Annotated in this window: 19 protein-coding genes and 1 tRNA gene; 15 read left to right on the forward strand and 5 right to left on the reverse strand. The window is 50.6% G+C overall.

Annotation, left to right across the window (positions count from 1 at the left end):
• Position 1: 1 nt before the first annotated feature.
• Together epmA and AC04MQ_RS18525 are read right to left on the reverse strand one after the other, a co-directional pair.
• Entirely contained in the window at positions 2-1,165 is a 1,164-nt protein-coding gene (epmA, locus tag AC04MQ_RS18520; protein ID WP_475392800.1) for an EF-P lysine aminoacylase EpmA, read from the reverse strand.
• Positions 1,166-1,225: 60 nt separating this feature from the next.
• A complete protein-coding gene (locus AC04MQ_RS18525; protein WP_148278689.1) occupies positions 1,226-1,465 on the reverse strand; it encodes a hypothetical protein in 240 nt (79 codons plus the stop codon).
• Positions 1,466-1,692: 227 nt separating this feature from the next.
• On the opposite strand from AC04MQ_RS18525, the gene AC04MQ_RS18530 reads away from it, so the two are divergent.
• The 11 genes from AC04MQ_RS18530 (at position 1,693) to AC04MQ_RS18580 (ending at position 14,845) form a co-directional block, all read left to right on the forward strand.
• Entirely contained in the window at positions 1,693-3,114 is a 1,422-nt protein-coding gene (locus tag AC04MQ_RS18530) for a TldD/PmbA family protein (protein ID WP_015089855.1), read from the forward strand.
• Positions 3,107-4,447 (forward strand): TldD/PmbA family protein, encoded by a 1,341-nt coding sequence (locus tag AC04MQ_RS18535; protein WP_475392801.1) that lies wholly within the window; start codon positions 3,107-3,109, stop codon positions 4,445-4,447. Before AC04MQ_RS18530 ends, AC04MQ_RS18535 begins: the two co-directional genes overlap by 8 nt.
• 8 nt (positions 4,448-4,455) lie before the next feature.
• Positions 4,456-4,779 (forward strand): DUF4286 family protein, encoded by a 324-nt coding sequence (locus AC04MQ_RS18540; protein ID WP_475392802.1) that lies wholly within the window; start codon positions 4,456-4,458, stop codon positions 4,777-4,779.
• 64 nt (positions 4,780-4,843) lie between these two features.
• Positions 4,844-5,317 carry an actin-binding protein gene (locus AC04MQ_RS18545; RefSeq protein ID WP_235046243.1) on the forward strand — a complete coding sequence of 158 codons (474 nt, stop codon included), beginning with the start codon at positions 4,844-4,846 and terminating at the stop codon, positions 5,315-5,317.
• Between the two features lie 201 nt (positions 5,318-5,518).
• Positions 5,519-5,851 (forward strand): hypothetical protein, encoded by a 333-nt coding sequence (locus tag AC04MQ_RS18550; RefSeq protein ID WP_015089851.1) that lies wholly within the window; start codon positions 5,519-5,521, stop codon positions 5,849-5,851.
• 173 nt (positions 5,852-6,024) lie between these two features.
• Entirely contained in the window at positions 6,025-7,779 is a 1,755-nt protein-coding gene (locus tag AC04MQ_RS18555; RefSeq protein ID WP_475392803.1) for a hypothetical protein, read from the forward strand.
• A gap of 38 nt (positions 7,780-7,817) precedes the next feature.
• The gene (locus tag AC04MQ_RS18560; protein WP_417862200.1) at positions 7,818-8,597 is read left to right on the forward strand and encodes a hypothetical protein; all 780 of its coding nucleotides are present in this window, start codon (positions 7,818-7,820) and stop codon (positions 8,595-8,597) included.
• Positions 8,598-8,655: 58 nt separating this feature from the next.
• Positions 8,656-9,840 (forward strand): MFS transporter, encoded by a 1,185-nt coding sequence (locus tag AC04MQ_RS18565; RefSeq protein WP_475392804.1) that lies wholly within the window; start codon positions 8,656-8,658, stop codon positions 9,838-9,840.
• Between the two features lie 101 nt (positions 9,841-9,941).
• Positions 9,942-12,818 carry an aminomethyl-transferring glycine dehydrogenase gene (gene gcvP / locus AC04MQ_RS18570; protein WP_475392805.1) on the forward strand — a complete coding sequence of 959 codons (2,877 nt, stop codon included), beginning with the start codon at positions 9,942-9,944 and terminating at the stop codon, positions 12,816-12,818.
• Positions 12,818-13,819, forward strand: coding sequence for a glycosyltransferase family 9 protein (locus tag AC04MQ_RS18575; protein WP_475392806.1), 1,002 nt, complete (start codon positions 12,818-12,820; stop codon positions 13,817-13,819). The genes gcvP and AC04MQ_RS18575 overlap by 1 nt, the downstream gene beginning before the upstream one ends.
• A 9-nt stretch (positions 13,820-13,828) precedes the next feature.
• Complete coding sequence (locus AC04MQ_RS18580) at positions 13,829-14,845, forward strand: small ribosomal subunit Rsm22 family protein (RefSeq protein WP_015089845.1); 1,017 nt, start codon at positions 13,829-13,831, stop codon at positions 14,843-14,845.
• Here AC04MQ_RS18580 and AC04MQ_RS18585 read toward each other — a convergent pair.
• Entirely contained in the window at positions 14,804-15,586 is a 783-nt protein-coding gene (locus AC04MQ_RS18585) for a substrate-binding periplasmic protein (RefSeq protein ID WP_015089844.1), read from the reverse strand. The two genes, AC04MQ_RS18580 and AC04MQ_RS18585, sit on opposite strands and share 42 nt — an antisense overlap.
• Positions 15,587-15,759: 173 nt before the next feature.
• On the opposite strand from AC04MQ_RS18585, the gene AC04MQ_RS18590 reads away from it, so the two are divergent.
• Positions 15,760-18,945 (forward strand): Ig-like domain-containing protein, encoded by a 3,186-nt coding sequence (locus tag AC04MQ_RS18590; RefSeq protein WP_475392807.1) that lies wholly within the window; start codon positions 15,760-15,762, stop codon positions 18,943-18,945.
• 58 nt (positions 18,946-19,003) lie between these two features.
• Here the strand turns inward: AC04MQ_RS18590 and AC04MQ_RS18595 are convergent, their stop codons facing one another.
• Together AC04MQ_RS18595 and AC04MQ_RS18600 are read right to left on the reverse strand one after the other, a co-directional pair.
• Complete coding sequence (locus AC04MQ_RS18595) at positions 19,004-19,429, reverse strand: DUF4423 domain-containing protein (RefSeq protein WP_235046241.1); 426 nt, start codon at positions 19,427-19,429, stop codon at positions 19,004-19,006.
• A gap of 154 nt (positions 19,430-19,583) precedes the next feature.
• Positions 19,584-20,090, reverse strand: a complete 507-nt coding sequence (locus AC04MQ_RS18600; RefSeq protein ID WP_148278687.1) for an SAM-dependent methyltransferase — start codon at positions 20,088-20,090, stop codon at positions 19,584-19,586.
• 59 nt (positions 20,091-20,149) lie between these two features.
• On the opposite strand from AC04MQ_RS18600, the gene gcvT reads away from it, so the two are divergent.
• The 3 genes from gcvT to AC04MQ_RS18615 all read left to right on the forward strand — a co-directional run bounded on the left by gcvT (position 20,150) and on the right by AC04MQ_RS18615 (position 21,771).
• Positions 20,150-21,232: a glycine cleavage system aminomethyltransferase GcvT gene (gene gcvT / locus AC04MQ_RS18605; protein WP_475392808.1), complete on the forward strand. Its 1,083-nt coding sequence runs from the start codon at positions 20,150-20,152 to the stop codon at positions 21,230-21,232.
• 10 nt (positions 21,233-21,242) lie between these two features.
• Positions 21,243-21,632 carry a glycine cleavage system protein GcvH gene (gene gcvH, locus AC04MQ_RS18610; RefSeq protein ID WP_015089839.1) on the forward strand — a complete coding sequence of 130 codons (390 nt, stop codon included), beginning with the start codon at positions 21,243-21,245 and terminating at the stop codon, positions 21,630-21,632.
• Between the two features lie 56 nt (positions 21,633-21,688).
• A tRNA-Leu gene (locus tag AC04MQ_RS18615) sits at positions 21,689-21,771 on the forward strand.
• The last annotated feature ends 62 nt before the right edge of the window (positions 21,772-21,833 follow it).

Consider the following 21,833-nt stretch of genomic DNA (forward strand, 5'->3'; position numbering starts at 1 on the left):
ATTATTGAGGGAAAAGACGCAGACTTGAAATACTGTGCAGGCCCTGAAGCGCCATGAACAGACGTTCCACACCCAAGGCAATCCCGCCTGATGGAGGCAAACCCGCCTCCAGACACTGGAAGAATTCTTCGTCCAGACTGACAGCCTCTTTGCCCATTTCTAATTTCTTTTGCAGGTCTTCTTTCGAACGCAGGCGCTGGATCTTTGGATCATTCAGTTCGTGGAAGGCATTGCAAAGCTCAATGCCCTTCCAGTACGCCTCGAAGCGATCACCCCAGCCATCAGACGTCAAACGCGCCAGCGCCGCCTGATACGGCGGATATTTTTCAACAAATACCAGCTCGTCATGGGGCAACTGACTTTCGATTTTATCCATGAAGATCAGGAAGAAATAATCATCAATACTTTCAGCGCTGCGAACATCGACACCGATTTTCCCGGCCAGTGCTTTCAGTTCTTCTTTGGAAGTGTCGGGCTTCAATTCAAAACCACAGTGAATTTTGAAAAGCTCGGCCACGGAATAAGAAGTCACCTTTGCCGGGCCTGCGACCTTCATCGCCTGCGCCAGATGATTTACAAGTTTAATCGTGTCTTCTTTGATCAGCTTCAGTGAAGCATAGGCGCGGTACCATTCCAGCATCAGGAATTCGGGCTGATGTCTTTCGGTGACTTCACCGTTACGGAAACACGGAGCCAGCTCAAATATTTTTTCAGCGCCCAAAGCCAGGGCTTTTTTCAAATGCAGTTCCGGGCTGGTGGGTAAAAACAACTTCTGCTGGCGCGAGCCGACCTTCAGGTTCGTGGAAAAAACATCCAGACTGGGTTCCGTGCCCGGGCACACAACCAAAGAAGGCGTTTTTAATTCCACAAAACCTTGTGAAACAAAGAATTCACGCAAAGATTGCAGATAGGTGCCCCATTTCAGGGTCAAGTCTTTGTCGAACGACCGGTTCGGCAGGGATTGCTTTTGCGGAGCCAGCAGCACCACTTCAGTGGCCGAAACAACGGCGACGATGTCACCCTCAATCAGAAATTCAGAGTGCTTCGGGGCTTTTTCAAATTGGATTTTGTGAGTTTGGGAATCGCGGTGCAGAACCAGCTTTAAAGCCTCGCCATCGCGCTCGATCTGATAAATACGCCCTGCCGCCTGAGCATTTTCAGGCATCGCGGGATAGGGTTTCCAAATCTGGGTTAAAAAGTCATTTCGGTTCAAAGCCCTGCCACTTTAGCGGCAAAGGCCCTGATCACGCAAGGAATCAAGCTGGGACAGGATGGAATCCATGTCATTCGCACCATAAACAACATCTTCGTTCACCACGATACGGTGCTTCACCCAAGAACCATCAAAGATGCCCTCGGAAGTCATTTTGCAACTTGGGGTCGCCAAGGTCGAAGCATTTGCCGGACCGAAGTAAGTGATCATGATCATGAAACCTGTTGCTAGAAGTGCTAGAAGTACTCTCATATTCATCCCCTTTTTTGCTGGTTCTTTATGACACCAGCAACCTCCCTGAGAACGTATAAAGCAAAGGCCTTGCCAACCCATTCTGACACTCGACCCTCCATCTCGCCCACCCTCGCCCCGAGGGGTACCGCTTGATAAGACTTTTCAGAAAGCACCCTTCGAGGTTGTCTTTTCGGGCATGATTGGTTATTGGAAGTGCTTAATTCTACTCGGAAAAGAGGTCTTCAATGGATTTACAAAGAACCCTCCACACGCTCAAAGGATCCGCTGACTGGGTCAGTTTGCGTCACGTGACTGAAAAAACCACCTACCGCATGGTTCGCGATGAAAAGCCGGACCGTAATGTGATCAGTTTCGATCAAGGGGTCATGGTCGAGGTTTTGGTAAACGGCCACTTTGGTTTTTCCGGCACCAGTGACCTGAGCGGCACCGGCATCAAACGCGCTTTGGATAAAGCCATCATGATGGCGAAAGCTGCAAGCTCACACAAAGTTCACAATTTCTCTGTGGACCAGCGCCCGGTGGCACAAGGCTCTTACAAATCCCCGGTGGTAAAACCTTTGGATTCTTTCTCGGCGAAGGAAATTTCAGACATTTTCGTGGACGCAACTCGTGCCATGAAGGTTTCTGACAAGATCGTCAGCCGTTCTGCCACCGCGATGATCGTGGAAACTCACTTCCACACGGTGACATCTTCCGGATCTGATTTCGAACAAAGCTTTTCAATCGTGAACACGGACTTCTCGGCAACCGCGGCGGCCGGTGGCGAAACCCAGACCCGTTCCGACAGCGGCGGTTTGGCACGTTGCCTTCAGGTGGGGGCTGAGGTCTTTGACCGCGCTTCCATCCTGGAACGTTCCAAAAAACTGGCGGAAGAAGCCGTCGAGCTGCTTTCTGCCGAAAACTGCCCGGACACTTCCATGGATCTTTTGCTGGCTCCAGACCAGATGACTTTGCAAGTGCACGAATCCATCGGTCACCCGCTGGAATACGATCGTATTTTGGGTGATGAAAGAAACTATGCCGGCTGGAGCTTCGTAAAACCAGATGACTTCGGACACCTGCAGTATGGTTCCAAACTGATGAACGTGACTTTCGATCCGACCATCGAAGACGCTCTGGCATCTTATGCGTTTGATGATTCCGGTCACCCGGCAACCAAAGAATTCCTGATTCACAACGGCCTGCTGGTGCGTGGCTTGGGCGGTCTTGAATCACAAAGCCGTCTGAACCTGCCAGGTGTGGCGAATTCAAGATCTTCATCCTGGAATCGTGCGCCGATTGACCGTATGGCGAACATCAACCTTGAGCCGGGCACTTCCAAACTGGAAGACATGATTGCTTCCGTTGAGCGCGGTGTATTCATGCTGGCGAACAAGTCCTGGTCCATTGATGATTACCGCAACAAATTCCAGTTCGGCTGTGAATACGGTAAACTGATTGAAAACGGCAAACTGACCAAGACCGTGAAAAATCCAAACTATCGCGGCACCACCGTGAAGTTCTGGAACAACCTGAAAGCCGTCAGTGAAAACCGCGAGACCTTTGGATCTCCGTACTGTGGTAAAGGGGAACCAAATCAGGTGATCCGTGTGGGACACACCACGCCTTATTGCCTGTTTGCAGATGTGGAGGTTTTCGGTGCTTAATTTTACAGAAAAAACAAAACAGTCCTTCAACATCGTGGCGGATCACCTTTTAGCAAAGCTTGAAAAGAATGAAGCTGCGAATGTGAACCTGCATGCGGAAGAATCTTTGTTTGTGCGTTTCAACGCGAACAAAGTCCGCCAGAACACCCACGTTGAACAGCGTTCTTTGACTTTGACCCTGCAAAAAGACGGCAAGACCGCGAACATCAGTTTTTCCATCACCGGCGAAGTTGATGAAGACAAACAGCGTGTTGAATTCTGGCTGGACCAAGCCCGTCAGGAATGTGCGCTTCTTCCTGAAGATCCGTATCAGGTGGCCATCGTCAACAACGGCACCAGCGACAACACCTTCAAAGGTTCTTTGCTGAAAGACGAAGACGTGATCAAAGCGATCACGACTCCGGCAGCGGGTGCTGACTTTGCTGGGCTTTATTGCGCAGGTCCTATCATTTCTGCGAATAAAAACTCGGCTGGCCAAAGCCACTGGTTTGCGACCGAAAACTTCTTCGTGGATTATTCCCTGTACATGGGTGAAAAAGCCGTGAAGTCGATTTATGCCGGCACTCACTGGGACCAAAAAGCTTTTGATGCCAGCATTGCCCAAAGCAAAAATCAGCTCAGCCTGATGGACCGCCCGAAGAAAGTCCTGCAGCCAGGTGCTTACCGCACTTATCTGGCTCCGGGCGCGGTGGCGGAACTGGCTTCGATGTTCTCTTGGGGGGCATTGAGCTTTAATGCCTACAAACAAGGTGGCAGTGCTTTGATGAAACTGGCGGACAAGGAAAAGTCCCTGTCGCCGCTGTTCAACATGCGCGAAAACTATGGCATGGGTCTGACTCATCGTTATAACTCTTTGGGTGAACTGGCTCCGGAAACACTGGGCTTGATCACCAAAGGACAGTTGGACAGCTATGTGATCAGCAGCCGTTCGGCTAAAGAATACGGCGTTCAGAGCAACGCGGGGGATTCCCATGAAGGTTCTCGCGCGATGGAGATCCTGCCTGGGGCCTTGAAAAAAGACGACATTTTGAAAGAACTAGGCACCGGACTCTATTTGTCCAACCTGCATTACTTGAATTGGTCGGACCGTCTGAATGCGCGTATCACCGGGATGACCCGCTATGCGTGCTTCTGGGTTGAAAACGGTGAAATCGTGGCGCCGATCGCGGATCTGCGTTTTGATGAAAGCCTGTTTGACTGCCTGGGTGAAAACCTGCTGGCAGTGACGGACTTCCAAGAGGTCGACCCCATGGTGTCGACTTACGAAAGCCGTGCTTTAGGTGGCAAAAAAGTGCCGGGCATGCTAATCAAGGACTTTAAATTCACTCTTTAAGGAGCGTCATGGTTACCTATATCGTTCAACTGGCAGTTCGTTGGGAGACATACCCTGAGTACGTCGAATGGCTTAAAAACGAACACATCGCTGAAGTACTTGCTCTACCCGGCTTTATCAAAGCGGAGCTTTGCTTGCGTAAAGGTGGCGCCATGGAAGCCTCCAGCAAAGACGTGAAGATCATCTACACCCTCAAGGATGAAGAGGCGGTAAAGACCTATATGTCTGAATACGCAATGCAAATGCGCGAAAAAGGACTGGAGAAGTTCTCGGGTCAGTTCTCTGCCCAGCGCGAAGTATGGCTTGAAACTATTAATTTTACGTCAAAATAGCCCCGAGGGGCTATGAATTCCCCTCTTGCGGGTGTATGTTGGGGATGTAAACAAAGGAGACCTTGTGGCAACTGCAGCTTTCCAAAAAATTCTTGAAAATCTTTCTGGCAACAAAAACGTTCAAAACCTTCTTGAAAGCTTCCAGAAGCTGAGCGACGAGATCAAAAAGAAAGAGTCTGAACTTAAAGGCCGTTTTGATCAGGAAAAAGAAGACAAGATCGAACTGGCTTGGAAGAAATATCAGGAGATCGTAAAAGTTCTTTCCACTTCCGAAGCTAAATTGGAAAAAGAAGTGAACAGCACTATTTCCAAAATCAAAAAGTCCGCTGACGATCTGGAAAAAAACATCCAGGCTTACAAAAAGAAAGCCATCGTTCAAAAGACCAAGCTAGAAAAGTCCTTGTTCAAAAAACAAACGACTAAAAAAGCTTCTTCCAAAAAAGCCGCTGCGAAACCAGCTGCAACCACGAAGAAAAAAGCGACAGTGAAAAAAGCTGCGGCGAAAAAAACAACAAAGAAAGTTTCCAAAAAGAAGTAATTCTTTTCTGACATTTTCAGAGTCAAAAAAGGGAAGGCATAAACCTTCCCTTTTTTTATTCCCCATCCCCAAAAAGTACCTGCTTACTTCCCGGTCCTTGATCTTGTGGCTTTAAGGACCTTTTGTCTTGTTCCGCGATAAACTGTGGACACTTTGTGTTTGGCACTGACAGCATGAATAGACATCCATGGAGGAACTACTATGAAACACCTGCTTCTTTCACTCACAGTTTTGTTGTCTGGCGCTGCGGCTCAGGCTCAGGATCTTTTCTGCAAGCTTACGGTGAACAGCGAAGTGATGGTCGACACGAAGGTGTCCACTGTTGTCGGCAAGAATGCTGCTATCGGCACTTACGACAACTATCAAATCAGCGTGCGCAATCAGGGCGCTGGCAAATTCTATATCGAAGTTTACGAAACCAACGTGTCCCGTTCTTATGCTGACGGCGTTCTGCGCACCGAAGAGGACGAAACCAAATGGACCCTGTGGAGTCGTGAAATTCTGATGGAAGCTTCCTGCCGTCTGGCGATCTAGTTTTCATCCGTTCGAACCAAAAACTGAAACGGACCGAACCACCTTCGGTCCGTTTTTTTATTCCCTAAAGGGCGCCCCGGTGACGGTTTTGGGCCCTCAAACCCCGGCCTATGGGTTCCATATCTAATATAAGCTTTCCTCCGAATGGCGGGGGATTTGCTGTATTTCACGGAATGGTTAAGAAGCTATTATTCTTTAGTTTGTTCGTTCTTCAGATCCTGGTGGCCCCGGCACTAGCCGACAGCTACGACTATGCCCGGATCTTTGATGTGGCCTTTAAAACCATGACTCAAAAAGACCTTTATAAGGCCCTGAACGAATCTATCGTGCAGCAGAAAAATCCCCTGACTCAAAGTCAGCTGGTGTTTTTACTGAAGAAAAATCCTGAATACATCGCGATCCTTGAAGATACGACCGCGAAATTGGCCAAAACCCAAAGTGAATCCCCTGAGGCCTACACGGCTTATCTAAAAGAAGTTAAAGCCCAGCTGAAGACCGTGGTGCAAACCCCGCGCTTTGCTGAACAACTGGCGAAATACGAAAGCCCGTCTCAGCCCCTGACGATGGATCTGCCCGGTGGATCTCCGGGGTTCCGTGGCATGCGTCTGTTCATTAATCACCCGCACTTAAAAACCATCAAAGGCAAGACCCGCACATTGCCGGGCGATGATCTGCGCAAAGTTGTCGTGGACTTCATCGCCGGAGCCGAGCAGGAAATCTGGTACAATGTATTTGATTTCGATCTGAAAGTAATCGCGGATGCACTAAAGAACCAGCACACGAAAAAAGGCGTGAAGGTCACCGGAGGCATTGATGCCGGCACGATCAACACCCGTGCTGAAGTGAAAGCCATCTTTGATGATCTTGCCACTTTGGAAGGTGAAAACTTTAAAACTGTCGCCGTTAAATCCGTGGGACTAAATCACCAGAAAATCATTCTGCGCGACCCGTTTGGCCCAAAGGCCGCCGTGCTGTTCCTGTCCGGCAACTTCACGCAAAGCTGCATCGGTCCTGAAGGGGACCTGGTGAATCTGCCTCCGGAAAAACGCAATGAATTTTCCATCCCCAACGCCAATCATGCCTTGATGATTCTTGGAACTTTGCCAGCTCAAGCCACCAAGGCCGAACTCAAGAAAACCCTGGAATACAAAATCCGTGGCCAAAGCCAGTACCCGATCAGTGGCAGTTACAAAATCATGGGTGAAAAGAAAAGCCCGAATGAGGAAGCCTCTTACATCGTCCTGTCATTCTCGCCAAACGGCGGTGAAGGTGATGTGAATAAAAGCATCTTCGTGCCGCTGATTCAAAACTCCAAAGGTCCGATCGAAGCAGTGCACTTTGCGTTTTCTTCCAAGCAAATTCAAAGCGCACTGATTGAACGTGCGGCCCGTGACATGACTGAAAAAGGTCAGTTTGAATTCCGCTCTGTCGGTGACACCCCGTTTGCCATGCGCGAATGGAGTGCGTTCCTGCTGCTGTCCGGTCTTAAAAAAGATCTGACCTCCGGCAAATACCTGACTGATGCGGAAGCTCCGATTCTGCAAGCCCTGGGTGCCGCAGGTGTAACGGACCTTCAGAACAAGATCCGCACGGCGCCTTCTATTTATGGTGAACGCCACTTCCGTCTGGAAGACGGCACGGCGGTGAAGACCACTTCCAAAATTCATCACAAGGTGTTTATCTTCCCTGAAGATTCGACGGCTGTTTTGGGAACATCCTTTAATCCGAGTGAAAACGCTGAAAACAACAACGAGCAGATCGTGATCGTTAAAGATGCCGCCATCGTGGAACAAGCCCGAGGTCTGTTCGGATATCTGTACCAACAGTCAGCCCGGTCCGTAACCCAGGAAGCAAATAAACGCAATTTGAAGGCACTGCCTTCACCGGACGAGACTGTGGGCGATGAATCCATGGAAAGAGATCAATAAGGCTGACAGATTACACGGCTTCTGTTAGCTTTCTGTTCATGAAGTTTCTGCGCAGCACATTGAAGTATCTGATGTTTTTCACGTTGGGGATCGTGACCTGCGCCTTTGTCGGAATGGCTGTCATCACCTACTACACGGTCGACTATCTGATTCAAGATCCCGCGACCACCACCTCTGTTCAGAAGAAACCTTACCCCGTGGCCAAAGCCACTTTGACTCCGGATTTGAAAACCGCTGATCAGGCTCCGGCGCAAGAGCTGATTCCGGCATCCTCCAAAGAAAACTTCCGTAAAGCCTTCGATACTTCACGGTCATTTGTGATGATGAGTGCCGAAATCGGCGATCTGGTGCGCAAGCTTGAAAAAGCCAATATGCCACCCCTGTGCCCCTCGTTGTGCGATGCCAGCCACATGGACCGTGAACAACTGAGAGAAAACAAAGTCGCGTATCTGGAAAAGTACTATCAGCAACAAGGCACCCGCGCCCTGCAAGATCCTGATTTCCGCCTGATCACGGATGACATCAGCCGCATTCACCGCCTGATGGTTCCGGCCCAAAAGATCATGAGTAAAATTGATCGACTGAAAGAACGCCAGCAAAATCCCGACGGAGTCAGCACCACGGACAAACTGGTTATCACCGCAGAGATTCAAGGCGCCGTACTAAGTGACTTCTATGGATTTGTTCACGACGTTGAAGCATTAAAATCCGAAGACAAAAAAATGAAGCTGATTCGTGATCTGCGCAAATCCTGCCACAAAGGCAAACCCATAAAACAGATTATTTCAGAGTGCGACTCAGCAATGTCGCAGCAATAGTTCACATTCGCATCTATTGATTGAATATCACATTCAAATGAACTACCTATAGGATCCTATGGGAAAAGGCCTCTCTCGCACTCAAGTTTTCTTCATGACCCTGACCTGCATTCTGGTCGTGGGCAATATGTACTACAACCAACCGCTGCTGGGGATTCTGGCGCGTGAATTTGGTGTGACTGAAAGCAAGGTGTCTTTGGTTCCCGCCTTCACATTGATCGGCTATGCGCTGGGGATTCTGTTCCTGGTTCCGATGGGCGACATGATTGAACGCCGTAAACTGATCCAGGGCTCTATGACAATGGCAGGCCTGCTGGCTATCGCACTTCCGTTCAGTCCAACCCTGGGCGTGTTCTGCGCGATCAGCTGCGTGATGGGCTTCTTCAATGTGTCCCAATCTGTACTGATTCCCTTTGCTGCAAACCTCGCCAAACCTGAAGAGCGCGGCAAAGTCGTCGGCATCGTGCTTTCCGGTATTCTGATTGGCTCTTTGATGGCAAGAACCCTTGCGGGTTTCATCGCGCAGTACTTCGGCTGGAAGACAGTGTTCATTTTTGCCGGCGCGGTCAGCCTGATTCTTTCCATCGTATCGCAATTCGTGCTGCCGATGTCCGAACCTAACTTCAAAGGCACCTACAAACAGCTGCTGCTTTCCACGGCAAAACTTTTCCGCGAACTTCCCACCATGCGTGAAGCGGCTTTGATGGGCGCGATCTTGTTTGGAACGTTCTCGGCTTTCTGGACAACGCTGACTTTCCTGCTGGAAGCTGCTCCGTTTAATTATGATCCGAAAACCATCGGTCTGTTTGGGGCCTTGGGAATGATTGGTGCTTTGGCTGCTCCTTTGGCCGGGCGTTATGCCGACAAAAAAGGCGCTGCGGCGACCATCCGCATGGGTCTTTATTGCTCCATGGGGGCCTTTGCCCTGCTTGCGCTTTCCTCCACCTTCGTAGCCGGAATCATCCTGGGCGTTTTGGTGCTGGATTTGGGCATTCAAGTGGCCCATATCTCCAATCAGTCCCGCGTGTTTAGCCATGCTCCCGAGTACCACTCCCGCCTGAACACGATCTACATCTTTGCCTACTTTACCGGAGGAAGCCTCGGGTCTTATGTGGGTTCGGCTTTGTGGAGCTGGGGCCAATGGCCTGCCGTCAGCCTGGGGGGACTCGGTTTTTGTCTTATCGCGACCCTCATTTTCCGCCGGGGGCAGAAAAACCGAGCGGCCGTCGCCAAAATAGCCTAATCTATACCCATTTCGCCTCGCATTAGCTCAAGCGCTCTCGTTGCAGAACTTTCATCCTTGAGGGTGGTTATGTTAGTCTCGGGGCGTTTATAGAGGTGTGAATGAAAATCGCTGATCTTTCTCCTACGAATGAGTTTATCCCCCGTCACATTGGTCCTACAGATTCAGACATCCACGAGATGCTGAAAACTCTGGGTTTTAATTCCCTGGATCAAATGGCTGACAAAGTTATCCCGGCACAAATCCGCACAACCCACACTTACGCAGATGTGGGCACCGGCATTTCTGAGCACGGTCTTTTGAATCATCTAAAACAGATGGTTTCCAAAAACAAAGTTTACAAAAACTATATCGGCATGGGTTACCACGACACCATCACTCCGACTGTGATTCAAAGAAACATCTTTGAAAATCCAGTGTGGTACACAGCCTACACTCCATATCAGCCGGAAATTTCCCAAGGTCGCCTGGAAGCGCTGTTGAACTTCCAAACGATGATCGCGGATCTGAACGGCATGGAAATCGCCAACGCCTCTTTGCTTGATGAAGGCACGGCAGCGGCTGAAGCCATGTTCATGGCGCACTCTCTTTGCAAAAACAAAGCAAACGCCTTTGTCGTATCCCCGGATATGCACCCGCATGTGATCGAGGTTATCAGCACTCGTGCAGAGCCTCTGGGTTTTGAGATGATCGTGATGGATCCGGCGAAGTATGATTTCGCAAAACCAGTGTTCGGTGTGTTCTTCCAGTATCCAAACACCAACGGCACGGTTGAAGACTATGCTGCCATCGCAAAAAAATACAAAGACCATGGTGCGCTGGTGACAGCTTCCACGGATCTTCTGGCGATGACGTTGCTGACTCCTCCGGGTGAATGGGGTGCCGACATGGTGGTGGGTAATTCCCAGCGCTTTGGTGTACCACTGGGCTTCGGTGGTCCTCACGCAGGTTACCTGGCAACGAAAGATGCTTTCAAACGTTTGATGCCAGGCCGTCTGGTGGGTGTCAGCGTGGACTCTCAAGGCAAGTCTGCTTTGCGTCTGGCTTTGCAAACTCGTGAACAGCACATCCGTCGTGAAAAAGCGACTTCCAACATCTGTACGGCTCAGGTGCTTCTGGCGAACATGGCTTCCATGTACGCTGTTTACCACGGCCCTGCGGGCTTGAAAAAAATCGCTCTGCGCGTTCAGCGCCTGACGGCGATTCTTTCTGCGGGTCTTAAGAAATTGAACCTTGAAGTCGGTGCAGGAACGGTGTTTGACACTGTGACTGTAAGAACGGACAAGGCTGGAGAGATCATTGCTCAGGCTGAAAAGCTGCAAATGAACTTCCGCAACTACGGCGGCGGCAAGCTGGGTGTTTCGCTGAATGAAGCAACAACGTTGGAAGACGTTGAAAACATCTGGGCGGCATTCAACCTTGGCAAAGCAGCCGGCTTCACAGCATTGTCTGTTGATGAGTATTTGGCAGATGTGACTTTGCCTGCGGCTTTGACTCGTTCCACGGCTTACATGACTCATCAGGTGTTTAATTCTCACCACAGCGAAACCGAAATGCTTCGCTACATTCACCATCTGCAAAACAAGGATCTGACGCTGACTCATTCCATGATTCCGCTGGGTTCCTGCACAATGAAACTGAATGCAACAACAGAGCTTGTGCCAGTTTCCTGGCCTGAAATCAGCAAGCTGCACCCGTTTGCACCAACCGCACAAGCGGTGGGCCTGATTGAAATGATCCACGACCTAGAGAAAAAGCTTTGCGACATCACCGGCTTTGCAGCCGTCAGCTTGCAGCCGAACGCGGGTTCTCAAGGTGAATACGCGGGCCTTTTGGTGATCCGCAAGTATCACCAGTCCCGTGGTCAAGGTCATCGTAACATCTGCTTGATCCCATCTTCTGCGCACGGAACAAATCCAGCATCCGCAGCCCTTGTGAACATGCAGGTTGTGGTTGTGGCGTGTGACGATCAGGGTAACGTCGATGTGGCAGACCTTAAACTTAAGGCTGAACAACACAAAGACAATCTGGCAGCGTTGATGATCACTTACCCTTCCACACACGGTGTGTTCGAGGAAGGTATCGTGGAAATCTGCAAGATCATCCACGACAACGGCGGTCAGGTTTACATGGACGGCGCGAACATGAATGCTTTGGTTGGCATGTGCCGCCCAGGCGTGTTCGGTCCGGACGTTTCCCACATGAATCTGCACAAGACCTTCTCGATCCCTCACGGTGGTGGCGGTCCGGGCGTGGGTCCTATCGGTGTGGGCGCGCATTTGGCGGAATTCCTGCCGAAGCATTCTTTGGTGCCTGAAGCGGGTCCTGCGAATGGTATTTCTGCGACGACGTCGGCTCCTTGGGGCAGCGCCAGCATCCTGCCGATCTCCTGGGCTTATATCACCATGATGGGCTCTCAAGGTCTGCGCAAAGCCACGTTGGTCAGTATCCTGAGCGCGAACTACATCGCGAAGAAACTGGAAACTCATTACCCTGTTCTTTACAAAGGTAAAAACGGTCTGGTGGCGCACGAGTGCATCGTGGACGTTCGCGAAATCAAAAAAACCTCTGGCGTTGACGTGACTGACGTTGCAAAACGTCTGATGGACTTCGGTTTCCATGCTCCGACCATGAGCTTCCCGGTAGCGGGCACGCTGATGATCGAGCCGACTGAATCTGAATCCAAAAAAGAACTGGATCGTTTCATTGAATCCATGGTGACCATCCGCAAGGAAATCACGGCGGTTGAAACCGGCAAGATGGACAAAGAAAACAACGCCCTTAAAAATGCCCCTCACACAGCGCAGATGCTGATGAAACCTGAATGGAATCATCCGTACAGCCGTGAAGAGGCTGTGTACCCAGTTGAATGGTTGCGTGGTAACAAGTTCTGGCCGGTTGTTGGCCGTGTCGACAACGCTTACGGCGACAGAAACCTGATTTGTTCCTGCCCTTCGATTGAAGACTATCAGGCGTAATGAAGCGCATCCTTCTTATCCGCTTAGATAAAATCGGTGACCTGATCTGCAGCATGCCTGTAGATCAGGTTTCTTTTTTAGAAGGCTGGGATAAGCACTGGGTGATCGCCAAAGGCCTGGGATTCGTCCCTGAAAACTCCGACCCTCAAAGAAAATTTCTGGAACTTCAAAAAGATAACGCCAAAGAGTCTCTGCCAAAACTAAGAGCCTTCTTACGCAAATACCGCCCTGACGTCGCCGTCAGCCTGCAGGCCCCGTGGTGGGTCAGCTATGCGCTGTGGGCGGAAGGTGTGCCGGTTCGCGCGGGTGTGCGCTCGCAATGGCACAGCTTCCTGTTTTTGAATAAAGGCCTGCGCCAGCGTCGCAGTCTCGCGGTTCAACACGAGGCTGACTACAATCTGGATGTCCTGAAACACGCCCTGCATATCAGCGAAAACATTAAAACCCCGGTTTTGAAACTGACCGGCCCGGAAAACCCGGAGCTTCTGTCCAAACACGGCCTTATAACCAAAAACTATGTCGTGGTTCACCCCGGCATGGCAGGGTCCGCCCTGAACTGGCCGATTGCCAATTACATTGAACTGATCAGAAAAGTGTCTGAAACCACCCAGGTGGTTCTGACCGGCACCCCGGCAGATGAAAAATGGCTGACTGAAATCAAAGCGACTTTCAAGGACCACAAAAACGTCCTAAGCCTGCAAAGCCTGCTGACCGCGACCGAACTATTCACGGTGCTTAAAAACGCCAAAGCGGTCGTGGTACCAAGCACAGGTGTGGCCCACATGGCGGCTTCTCTGGGAACTCCGGTTCTGGGCATCTATCCGCATGTGCGCGTGCAAAAACCCCTGCGTTGGGCGGCCCGTGGGCCTCAGGTTCATATTTTCGAAGCCCCGACTCAAAATGCCGATGGAAGTGTCTGCGACGGCACCCACTGTGAAGAATTTCACTGTATGGCAAAAATAAAGGTCGAAGATTTGCTTCAGACCCTTTCCTCCCTTTAGAATACCCCCATGCAAAGAGAATTCACCTGTCCCGCTTCTTTTGAAGAATCCATCAACCGTGCCTTGGCCACGTACAAGCTCTCGTTGAAGGATTCCAAAGCCCTGGCCAAATGTGTGCTGGCTTTGTCGGACTTCTTTATCGCCAAACCTGACAGCCCCACCCCGTGGAACGAATCCTGGGCGCAGGTGGCTTATCTTTGTTATTACCTGCCGCTGAATTCAACCCGCCTGACCGGACTGATTGAAGAAGCCGACAAGCGCGGATTCTTCAGCGGCCTTTCCCATGTGATTGATTTCGGTGCGGGTCTGGCGACAGCATCGATGACCCTGAATGAAAAGCACAAGTTCAGCTATCAGCTGATCGAACGTGCGGCCGAGCCACAAAGCCTGATTGAAAAACACTTCCCGCAGTTTCCACCGCAGGAATGGCTGCGCACCTTCAGCGGTGCCCGCCTGAAAGACGGTGCCAAGACCCTGGCGCTGTTTTCGTATTCATTGACCGAACTGACCGATCTGCCGGACTGGGCATATCAATGCGAAGCCCTGATGCTGGTCGAACCTTCCACGCAGCAAGATGGCCGCAAGCTTTTACAGCTGCGCCAGAGGCTTCTGGAAAAAGGCTATCACGTGTGGGCCCCGTGCACGCATGAACAGGCTTGTCCCCTTTTAACCCAGTCTAAAACCGACTGGTGCCATGACCGCGTTCACTTTAAAGCGCCTGCGTGGTTCACTTCATTAGAAGCCGAGCTTCCGATGAAAAACCGCACCCTGACCATGAGCTATGTGCTGATGAGAAAAACCAAACCTGAAGTCATCAAGGCTGCGCGCGTGGTCGGTGATCGTTTGAAAGAAAAAGGCAAAGATCGCCAGATGATCTGCCGGGGTTCAGAGCGTGAATTTTTGGCCTGGCTTCATAAAACCAAGATCGAACAGGAAATCCCACGCGGGGTTCTGGTCGACATCCCTGATGACATTCAAAAAGTTTCAAATGAGTTGCGCGTAAGCCACGAAATCAACGTCCTTTAAGGGTGTCTCGGCCCGCAGGTATTTCTTCCACTGACCGGATCGGCGCAGGCGCTGGATTTCACCTTCCAGCCACTTGTGCAGATCTTTCTGCGACTGCGGTGACACCAGAATCTTTCTGTCAAATCGTTCAATGGTTTTGTCCGAGATATGAATCTGATCTTCCAGCCCCAGATCCCGGATCAGATACACAGCCACAATCCGGCCCATGATAACGAAATCAATCCGTCCCCGTGCCAGCATGCGCAGACTGTTGTTGAAGGATTGCGTGGATTCTGATTTGACGACTCCGGCTTTTTCCAGCTGCTGCACAGGTTCTACAGCATGCCCCAGAACAATCGAAGTTTTTTTACCCTGCAACGAGGCCGAGTTCTCATACTCCAAAGCTCGCTTGCGAGGCGAAAGCACCAGATTTTCATCTTCCATCAAAGCCGATGTCCAAAGATATTTCTTTTCGTTTTGATCGCCGAACCACTTTGGTGACACCAACGGGACGACATAGACTCCGCTACGCTCAAGAATTTTCTGCAACCGCGCACGCGGCACGACCACAACTTTAAATTGATATTTCCCCTGTGATCGCACCGTCAGCAGTGATGCCAGATCATAGACCAGACCCTGTTCTTTTTTTTGATCAACTACAAAAGGAGGAGTGTCGTAAGGCGAAACCATCTCGATCACTTGCGCAGCGGAAGTGATGACGGAATAACAAAGCAGTGCCGATACGATCCAGAGCAGACGCATAGTATTCCCCTTGGTCTGTACTGTCATTCTACCACAACAAAGACCGAACAAGAGGTCTCGATTTAAGACGAGACAATTACGCGAATGTCATTCCGCAAATACCTATAAATATTGGGAACAAACAAGCCGATATGTACTGGGTAAGGAACGCACATATGAATATACGGCACGTTATGGAAACATTCATTGTTCTTCTTTTTGCGTCTATTTTAGGACTGACGGGATGTATTCGCGCCAGCGTTCATAATGGCGAACTGAAAGCCGATCTGGCTTCTGAAAGTGATTCCTCTTACTTCACAAATAAAAACCCGATCGAAGTCCTGATTGTTTTCAACCGCGCGCCTGATCAGTTCTATCCTGAAAACTTCACTCTTGAAAATGCCACCATGGGTTCCATCGTCCAGGTGGACAAGGTCACCTATCGTGTGCAACTAATTCCAACCAATCAAGGCGAAGTGCGTGTAAATTTGCCGAAAGGCACAGCCGTCGGAAATCGCGGTGAAACCAACACTGAATCCGAAGTGTTCGAAGTTTACTATGACAGCATTCTGCCTACGATTGGCACAGCTACGATTCTGCCCGCCGCTGTCAGCCCCAACCCGATCCCCTCCGTGGGCGGAACGACGGAACCCAAAGCCATCGTCACTTTATACAATTCACTGGCCTGTACTGGCGACAAACTGGCTGATTCTACGGCCGATGCCATCACCGGAAATTTTGAGTTCCCACTTGGAAATGCCCTGACCAGCGAAGGAGCTTACGCGTGGAGTGTTCAGGCCCGGGACGCCGCTGGCAACATCCATTGCTATCCCTTCCCTTTGGCTTACACTCTGGATCACACCGAACCGTCACTGCCATCCATCGCCGTGGCCCATGGGACGGTTCAGGATGATCCCGTGGGTGTGGATGTCATCTCGTGCGATGACGACAACCAAACACCGGATTCTTTCTATCAAGTGATCTTCGTACAGGACAGTTCAGCACCTCCGGCGCTGGACAACCCGAATTGGATGACTTGTGCCGCTGGTATCAACAATGTGCCCCTGACCGGTGCTGACGGGGATCATACACTTATAATGTGGGCCCGCGATGAAGCCGGAAATATTTCTTCCAGTAACCAGATCACCATCACACTTGATACGACCACGCCAAGTCTTTCGATGCCTGCCACCGCCAGCCTCAATCGCAACAGCGCAAGCACCGTGATTCTTGCTGACGCCGTGGTCGATTCTGATGAAGAAGGGCTTGGTAGTTATTCACTGCCAGCTGCCGATGCGCCGGCCTGTTCCGATCACGGAAGCGTTTCCATCAACGCCAGCAACGGGGCTTTGACGTTTGCCCCGGCGGCACACTATTTCAACCGCTATAGCGGCGCGGATCACCATGGTGGCCCTTGCAATATCAAAGTTCAATTTGCCGACCGGGTTCAGCCGACCGCCCATAGTGTGACAGCCGATGTGGCCGTCACTGTAAATTTTGTGAATGAACCTGTGCAAATCACCGCTTGGCCCGGCACCAACGGAAGTGCTTTGGAAAAATGCGGCAACAAATGTTTTGCCAATTCGATCTTTGATTTAAGTTTCACGGTGTCCCCGGGCGGTAACGCCACTTATCCGGACCCGCAGACAGTAACCTGCTCAGCAATTACCGCTGATGCTTACTATGTGGATATCGCCAGTTGTTCCCTTTCCGGCAACACCGGCACTTTATCCGTGCAAATGGGCAGCGCGCACGCTTCCTCCACGGACGGCACATCAATCACTCTGACAGTAAACGATGGCATCGGGAATGATTCTGAATCGTTCAGTCTGCATGTTGATAACTATGTGATGAGCATGTACCCGGCCCTGGCCGTCAGCCGTCAGCTTTCGTGTATCCTGTGTCACGCCAACATCCAGGCTGACATCGTAACGGACTTTGGAATCGCCCAGGCCAATTACGGCAATGCCAACAACATTCTGGGCGTCGCCAATCTGGCCGGATCCCACATGTATCACAACGACAACTCGGTGATTGATTTCTCGGTGACCGGTTCCATCTACATGCCGAACATCACTGTGACAGACAAAAACTTTATCAAACAAACCACCGGGAATCCGAACTCGGCCGCGGTGAATTTAAGATCCTTCCTGCAAAACAGCTGGAACCAGTATTCTCCGATCACCGACAGTCAGGGCACGATCCTGATGGACGGCGATGGCTTTATGCAGGTGGATCCAACACCGGTTGCAAAAGCTGCGCAGCTGGTGGCCCCGAAAGTTCAAGGGGGCTTGCAGCTGAAGACCGCCATCACCATCCGCGCGCCTTCCGATGCCGAAGTTCTGGCCCTGGACAGCTCGCTGTCGGCGGGCACCACAGCCTTCGTGTACAAAGGCCCGAATTCCAAACCGGCCTTCAGCGGTTTGCAGGTTCATGACTTTGGTTATGGTCAGTTCGTACGCAACAACGGAACCATCATCTGCCACGGAAGCATTATTATCAGCGGAACTCTGTACCTGAACAACCCCGACATCCAAACAGATGATGTGGGCTGTTCTATCTATGTTGCGGGGAATGTGTTCATTGAAACCAATCGCGGCACGGCCATCCAATATACAGGCGGCGCGGCCTCTCCGACCCTGCAAATCACCAGTTCGCGCAATCTGCACATGGGTGTGGGCTTGTATGACATCCGCTATATTCGCCGCTCTTTGAATAACTTTGAAGATGCGCAAAAAATTGTGAACGCCGCAAACCCGGCAGGTCTTCGTGATGCTGCCGAAGGTGCCCTGACAATCAAATCCAACAACGATGCCGGCGCCTGGGAATGGATGCGCTGTCCACTGCGCCCGGAACACGCGCTTTATTTGGAAGGCAAATACATCTCGAACGGAAACTATGGGGCTTGTGATGCCTCCGTGGACCCGTGGAAATGTAATTTCGCCAAAGAGCTTTTCAACAACTGGGTCGGAGTCGTTTTAAACTATGATCATGTTCTGGATGAAAAGGTCATCAACCGCAGCGGCACGCTGGTGAACCCGGTGGTAGCCTACGAAACCATGTGCCGCGTGAACGGCGCTTATCAGATGTCGAACTATGCCGCCCACAGCTGGGCTTGGTCCGGATACTGGGGTGAACAACCTGATCGCGTGGGCGCTGCCACGGTCAACACCACCCGCCATTCAACGATCTTTGATCACGTGCGCATCAACGCGCAAAACGTGCACAGCCGTTACTATGGCGAATTCCGGGGCTCGGTGATTTCACCCTGGGCTTTGTTCGCCGTCGGAAACCTGGTGTTCAAGTACGACACCCGCTTAAACAACGTCGTGCCATACCCGCGCCTGATGGTGCCCAACCCGATCTTCGATGTTCAATAAAAAAACCGAGGGGGATTCCCTCGGTTTTCAGTGTCGAGTTGATATTTAAAACGCGCGCTTATTCAGCTGCGTAGCTGGCAACAGGAATCAAAGAAACAGAAATCTGGTAAGTCTTGCCCTGAATCACGCCATTATCAAGAAACTGAGCCAGTTCACGACGGAAGCCTTTGATTTTCTCTTTAGCCTCGTCCAAACGAGCTTCATCCACATTGATAGTGATCGTGGAATGCTCGCGCTCTTCACTAGGCATCTTCTCCAATAGACGCTCCAGCTTGCGCTTCATTTTTTTCTCGCGGCTGATTTCACCAAAACGCTGAAGTTCATCCGTGTTAAGGTTCAAACGCTCCCCGAACATACGAATTGTTCTCATCGTTACGGTACGTTTGCCATTTAGGATTTTGGACAAGAAAGACGAGTCCACTTCCAGGTGACGGGCGAACGCACGCAAAGAGTAACGGGGATAGTTTTGGCTACGACGAGCCAATTCATCTTCAAGAAATTGTCTAAAATCTGAGTTTTTATTTACATCCTGCATGAGGACACAATTATGTGCAGGGCCCCTGATAATCAATATTTTGTTCACAGTCTTACAGACATTTAATATAGCCATTCGGAGCGCGTCAAAAACTCGCCGAACATTACAGAATTTTATCGAATATCAACAACTTACGGTTTCGACCTCTTTCATCGATCGCAATGATTTCGGAATCACTTTTGTACGAAAAATTCGCCAAATTTTGCAGCCACACAAACAGTTTTTCCTCGTCACGTTGTGGCCCCAGTATCAATCGGTCCGCACTTAAAACACCCGTTTCAGTCAAAGAGCGAACAATTTCCAGAATCGTGTGTGCACCGACACCGGCGATCACCACGCTGCCTTGAACGGGCTGTTCAAGCTGTCCTCCCGGCCGCGGGTGGAAAAACGCCTGACAGGCCGAATCGTCGCGGAAGTATTCATTCTGAAAGCGCTGCTCCAGACGCTCGATGATGTGCGGGACCTGGTCGACAAAGTGAACCTCGGTGAACAAACCGCTTTCATAGGCGTTTAAACCCATATAGCCGTGGTCGCAACAGAAGTCCCAGACAGGTTTTCCGGGTAAAAGATGATCGTAAATAAGCTGCATGCGACGCGAGAGTTTGAACATAGGGCGCAAGATAGAATCCTCATTGACTGAATGTCACGGGGAAAGGATTATGCAACCGCATGAAAAAGACACCTTTAGCAGACACACATGAAAAGCTGGGCGCCCGCATGGTCGACTTTGCCGGTTGGTATATGCCCGTTCAATACATCGGTCTTCGTGAAGAGCACAACAACGTGCGCACGAACGTAGGCCTGTTCGACGTTTCCCACATGGGCGAAATCCGTGTGAAAGGCCCTAAAGCCGTGGAAACCTTGGAATGGCTGACGACCAATGACGTTTCCAAACTGAACGACGGCGAAGCACAGTATTCTTTGCTGCCGAATGATCAGGGCGGCCTGGTTGACGATATCATCGTTTACTGCCTGTCTAAAGATTCTGACTATCTGGTGTGTGTGAACGCCTCCAACAAAGACAAAGACTTTGCCTGGATGACCAAGCACAACAAGGGCTCTGATATGACGGACGAATCCGATCTTTGGGGTCAGATCGCCATCCAAGGCCCGAAAGCTTTGGAGCTGTGCGACCGTGTCTTTGACATCAAAGTCAGTGAAATGAAGTCCTTCACCGTAAAATCCAGCACTTTCAAGGGCCACAAGATCATGATCGCCACCACTGGCTACACCGGCGAAAAAGGCTGTGAAGTCTTTGTCGAGGCGGCGGGCACGGCGGACCTGTGGATGACTTTGCTGGAAACAGGCAAAGACCTGGGCTGCATGGGCATCGGTTTGGGCGCTCGTGACACCCTGAGAACCGAAATGAAGTATTCCCTGTACGGTCATGAGATCGATGACACGACGAATCCATACGAAGCGGGCCTTGGCTGGGTTATTAAACCGGCTAAAAAGGACTTCATGAATAAAGCCCAAATCGTGGGCAAAAAAGAAGCCGGCCTAACCAGAAATCTTGTGGGATTTAAGATGCTTGAGAAGGGCATCCCCCGTCAGGGATACAGCCTGTTTTCTTTTGACAACAAAGAAATCGGCAAGGTAACTAGTGGTACACACTCACCGACCCTGGACGAGCCTATCGGTATTGCTTTTATCGATGTGGCTTACGCGAAAGAAGGAACTGAATTCCTTCTGGATATCCGCGGCCGTAAGGTGAAAGCCGTGGTTTGTAAAACCCCGTTTGTAACGAAATAAGGAGCCTCAAATGGCATTTCATATCCCTGAAGACTACTACTACACAAAAGAACACGAATGGGCTCAAGTTGACGAGAACATCGTAACCGTAGGTATCACTGAGTTCGCTCAAGACCAATTGGGTGAAGTGGTTTACGTGGAACTTCCAGAAGAAGGTCAAAAAATCACTCAAGGCCAAACTTTCGGTGTTATTGAGTCCGTAAAAGCCGTGAGCGACCTTTATGCTCCTGTTTCCGGCACTGTAATCGAAGTAAACGCGTCCCTGGGCGACGATCCTTCTGTTTTGAACGACGATCCAGTAAATGAAGGCTGGTTGGTTCGTATCGAAATGGATACCGAAAAAGAGCTGGCAAACCTGATGAGAGCTCCAGATTACAAAAAATTGATCAGCGAGAAGTAATTTTCTTGCATTAGCCTAGGTAACTAGGCTATCAATGTTCTTCGAATTTAAGGTGTGCCCCGCTGGTGAAATTGGCAGACACGCTAGACTTAGGATCTAGTGCGCAAGCGTGGGGGTTCAAGTCCCTCGCGGGGCACCAAATCTTTCCCTTGGGAAAGATCCGCAAAAGAAGCTGACTGAATAAGTCGGCTTTTTTTATGT

The organism is Bdellovibrio sp. MYbb2 (genome assembly GCF_056175685.1).

Bases quoted from the DNA above. Each gene is read 5' to 3' on its own strand.
- epmA (WP_475392800.1), bottom strand. From the start codon at position 1,165: ATGCCTGAAAATGCTCAGGCGGCAGGGCGTATTTATCAGATCGAGCGC.
- AC04MQ_RS18525 (WP_148278689.1), bottom strand. From the start codon at position 1,465: ATGAGAGTACTTCTAGCACTTCTAGCAACAGGTTTCATGATCATGATC.
- AC04MQ_RS18530 (WP_015089855.1), top strand. From the start codon at position 1,693: ATGGATTTACAAAGAACCCTCCACACGCTCAAAGGATCCGCTGACTGG.
- AC04MQ_RS18540 (WP_475392802.1), top strand. From the start codon at position 4,456: ATGGTTACCTATATCGTTCAACTGGCAGTTCGTTGGGAGACATACCCT.
- AC04MQ_RS18550 (WP_015089851.1), top strand. From the start codon at position 5,519: ATGAAACACCTGCTTCTTTCACTCACAGTTTTGTTGTCTGGCGCTGCG.
- AC04MQ_RS18555 (WP_475392803.1), top strand. From the start codon at position 6,025: ATGGTTAAGAAGCTATTATTCTTTAGTTTGTTCGTTCTTCAGATCCTG.
- AC04MQ_RS18560 (WP_417862200.1), top strand. From the start codon at position 7,818: ATGAAGTTTCTGCGCAGCACATTGAAGTATCTGATGTTTTTCACGTTG.
- AC04MQ_RS18565 (WP_475392804.1), top strand. From the start codon at position 8,656: ATGGGAAAAGGCCTCTCTCGCACTCAAGTTTTCTTCATGACCCTGACC.
- gcvP (WP_475392805.1), top strand. From the start codon at position 9,942: ATGAAAATCGCTGATCTTTCTCCTACGAATGAGTTTATCCCCCGTCAC.
- AC04MQ_RS18575 (WP_475392806.1), top strand. From the start codon at position 12,818: ATGAAGCGCATCCTTCTTATCCGCTTAGATAAAATCGGTGACCTGATC.
- AC04MQ_RS18580 (WP_015089845.1), top strand. From the start codon at position 13,829: ATGCAAAGAGAATTCACCTGTCCCGCTTCTTTTGAAGAATCCATCAAC.
- AC04MQ_RS18585 (WP_015089844.1), bottom strand. From the start codon at position 15,586: ATGCGTCTGCTCTGGATCGTATCGGCACTGCTTTGTTATTCCGTCATC.
- AC04MQ_RS18590 (WP_475392807.1), top strand. From the start codon at position 15,760: ATGGAAACATTCATTGTTCTTCTTTTTGCGTCTATTTTAGGACTGACG.
- AC04MQ_RS18600 (WP_148278687.1), bottom strand. From the start codon at position 20,090: ATGTTCAAACTCTCGCGTCGCATGCAGCTTATTTACGATCATCTTTTA.
- gcvT (WP_475392808.1), top strand. From the start codon at position 20,150: ATGAAAAAGACACCTTTAGCAGACACACATGAAAAGCTGGGCGCCCGC.
- gcvH (WP_015089839.1), top strand. From the start codon at position 21,243: ATGGCATTTCATATCCCTGAAGACTACTACTACACAAAAGAACACGAA.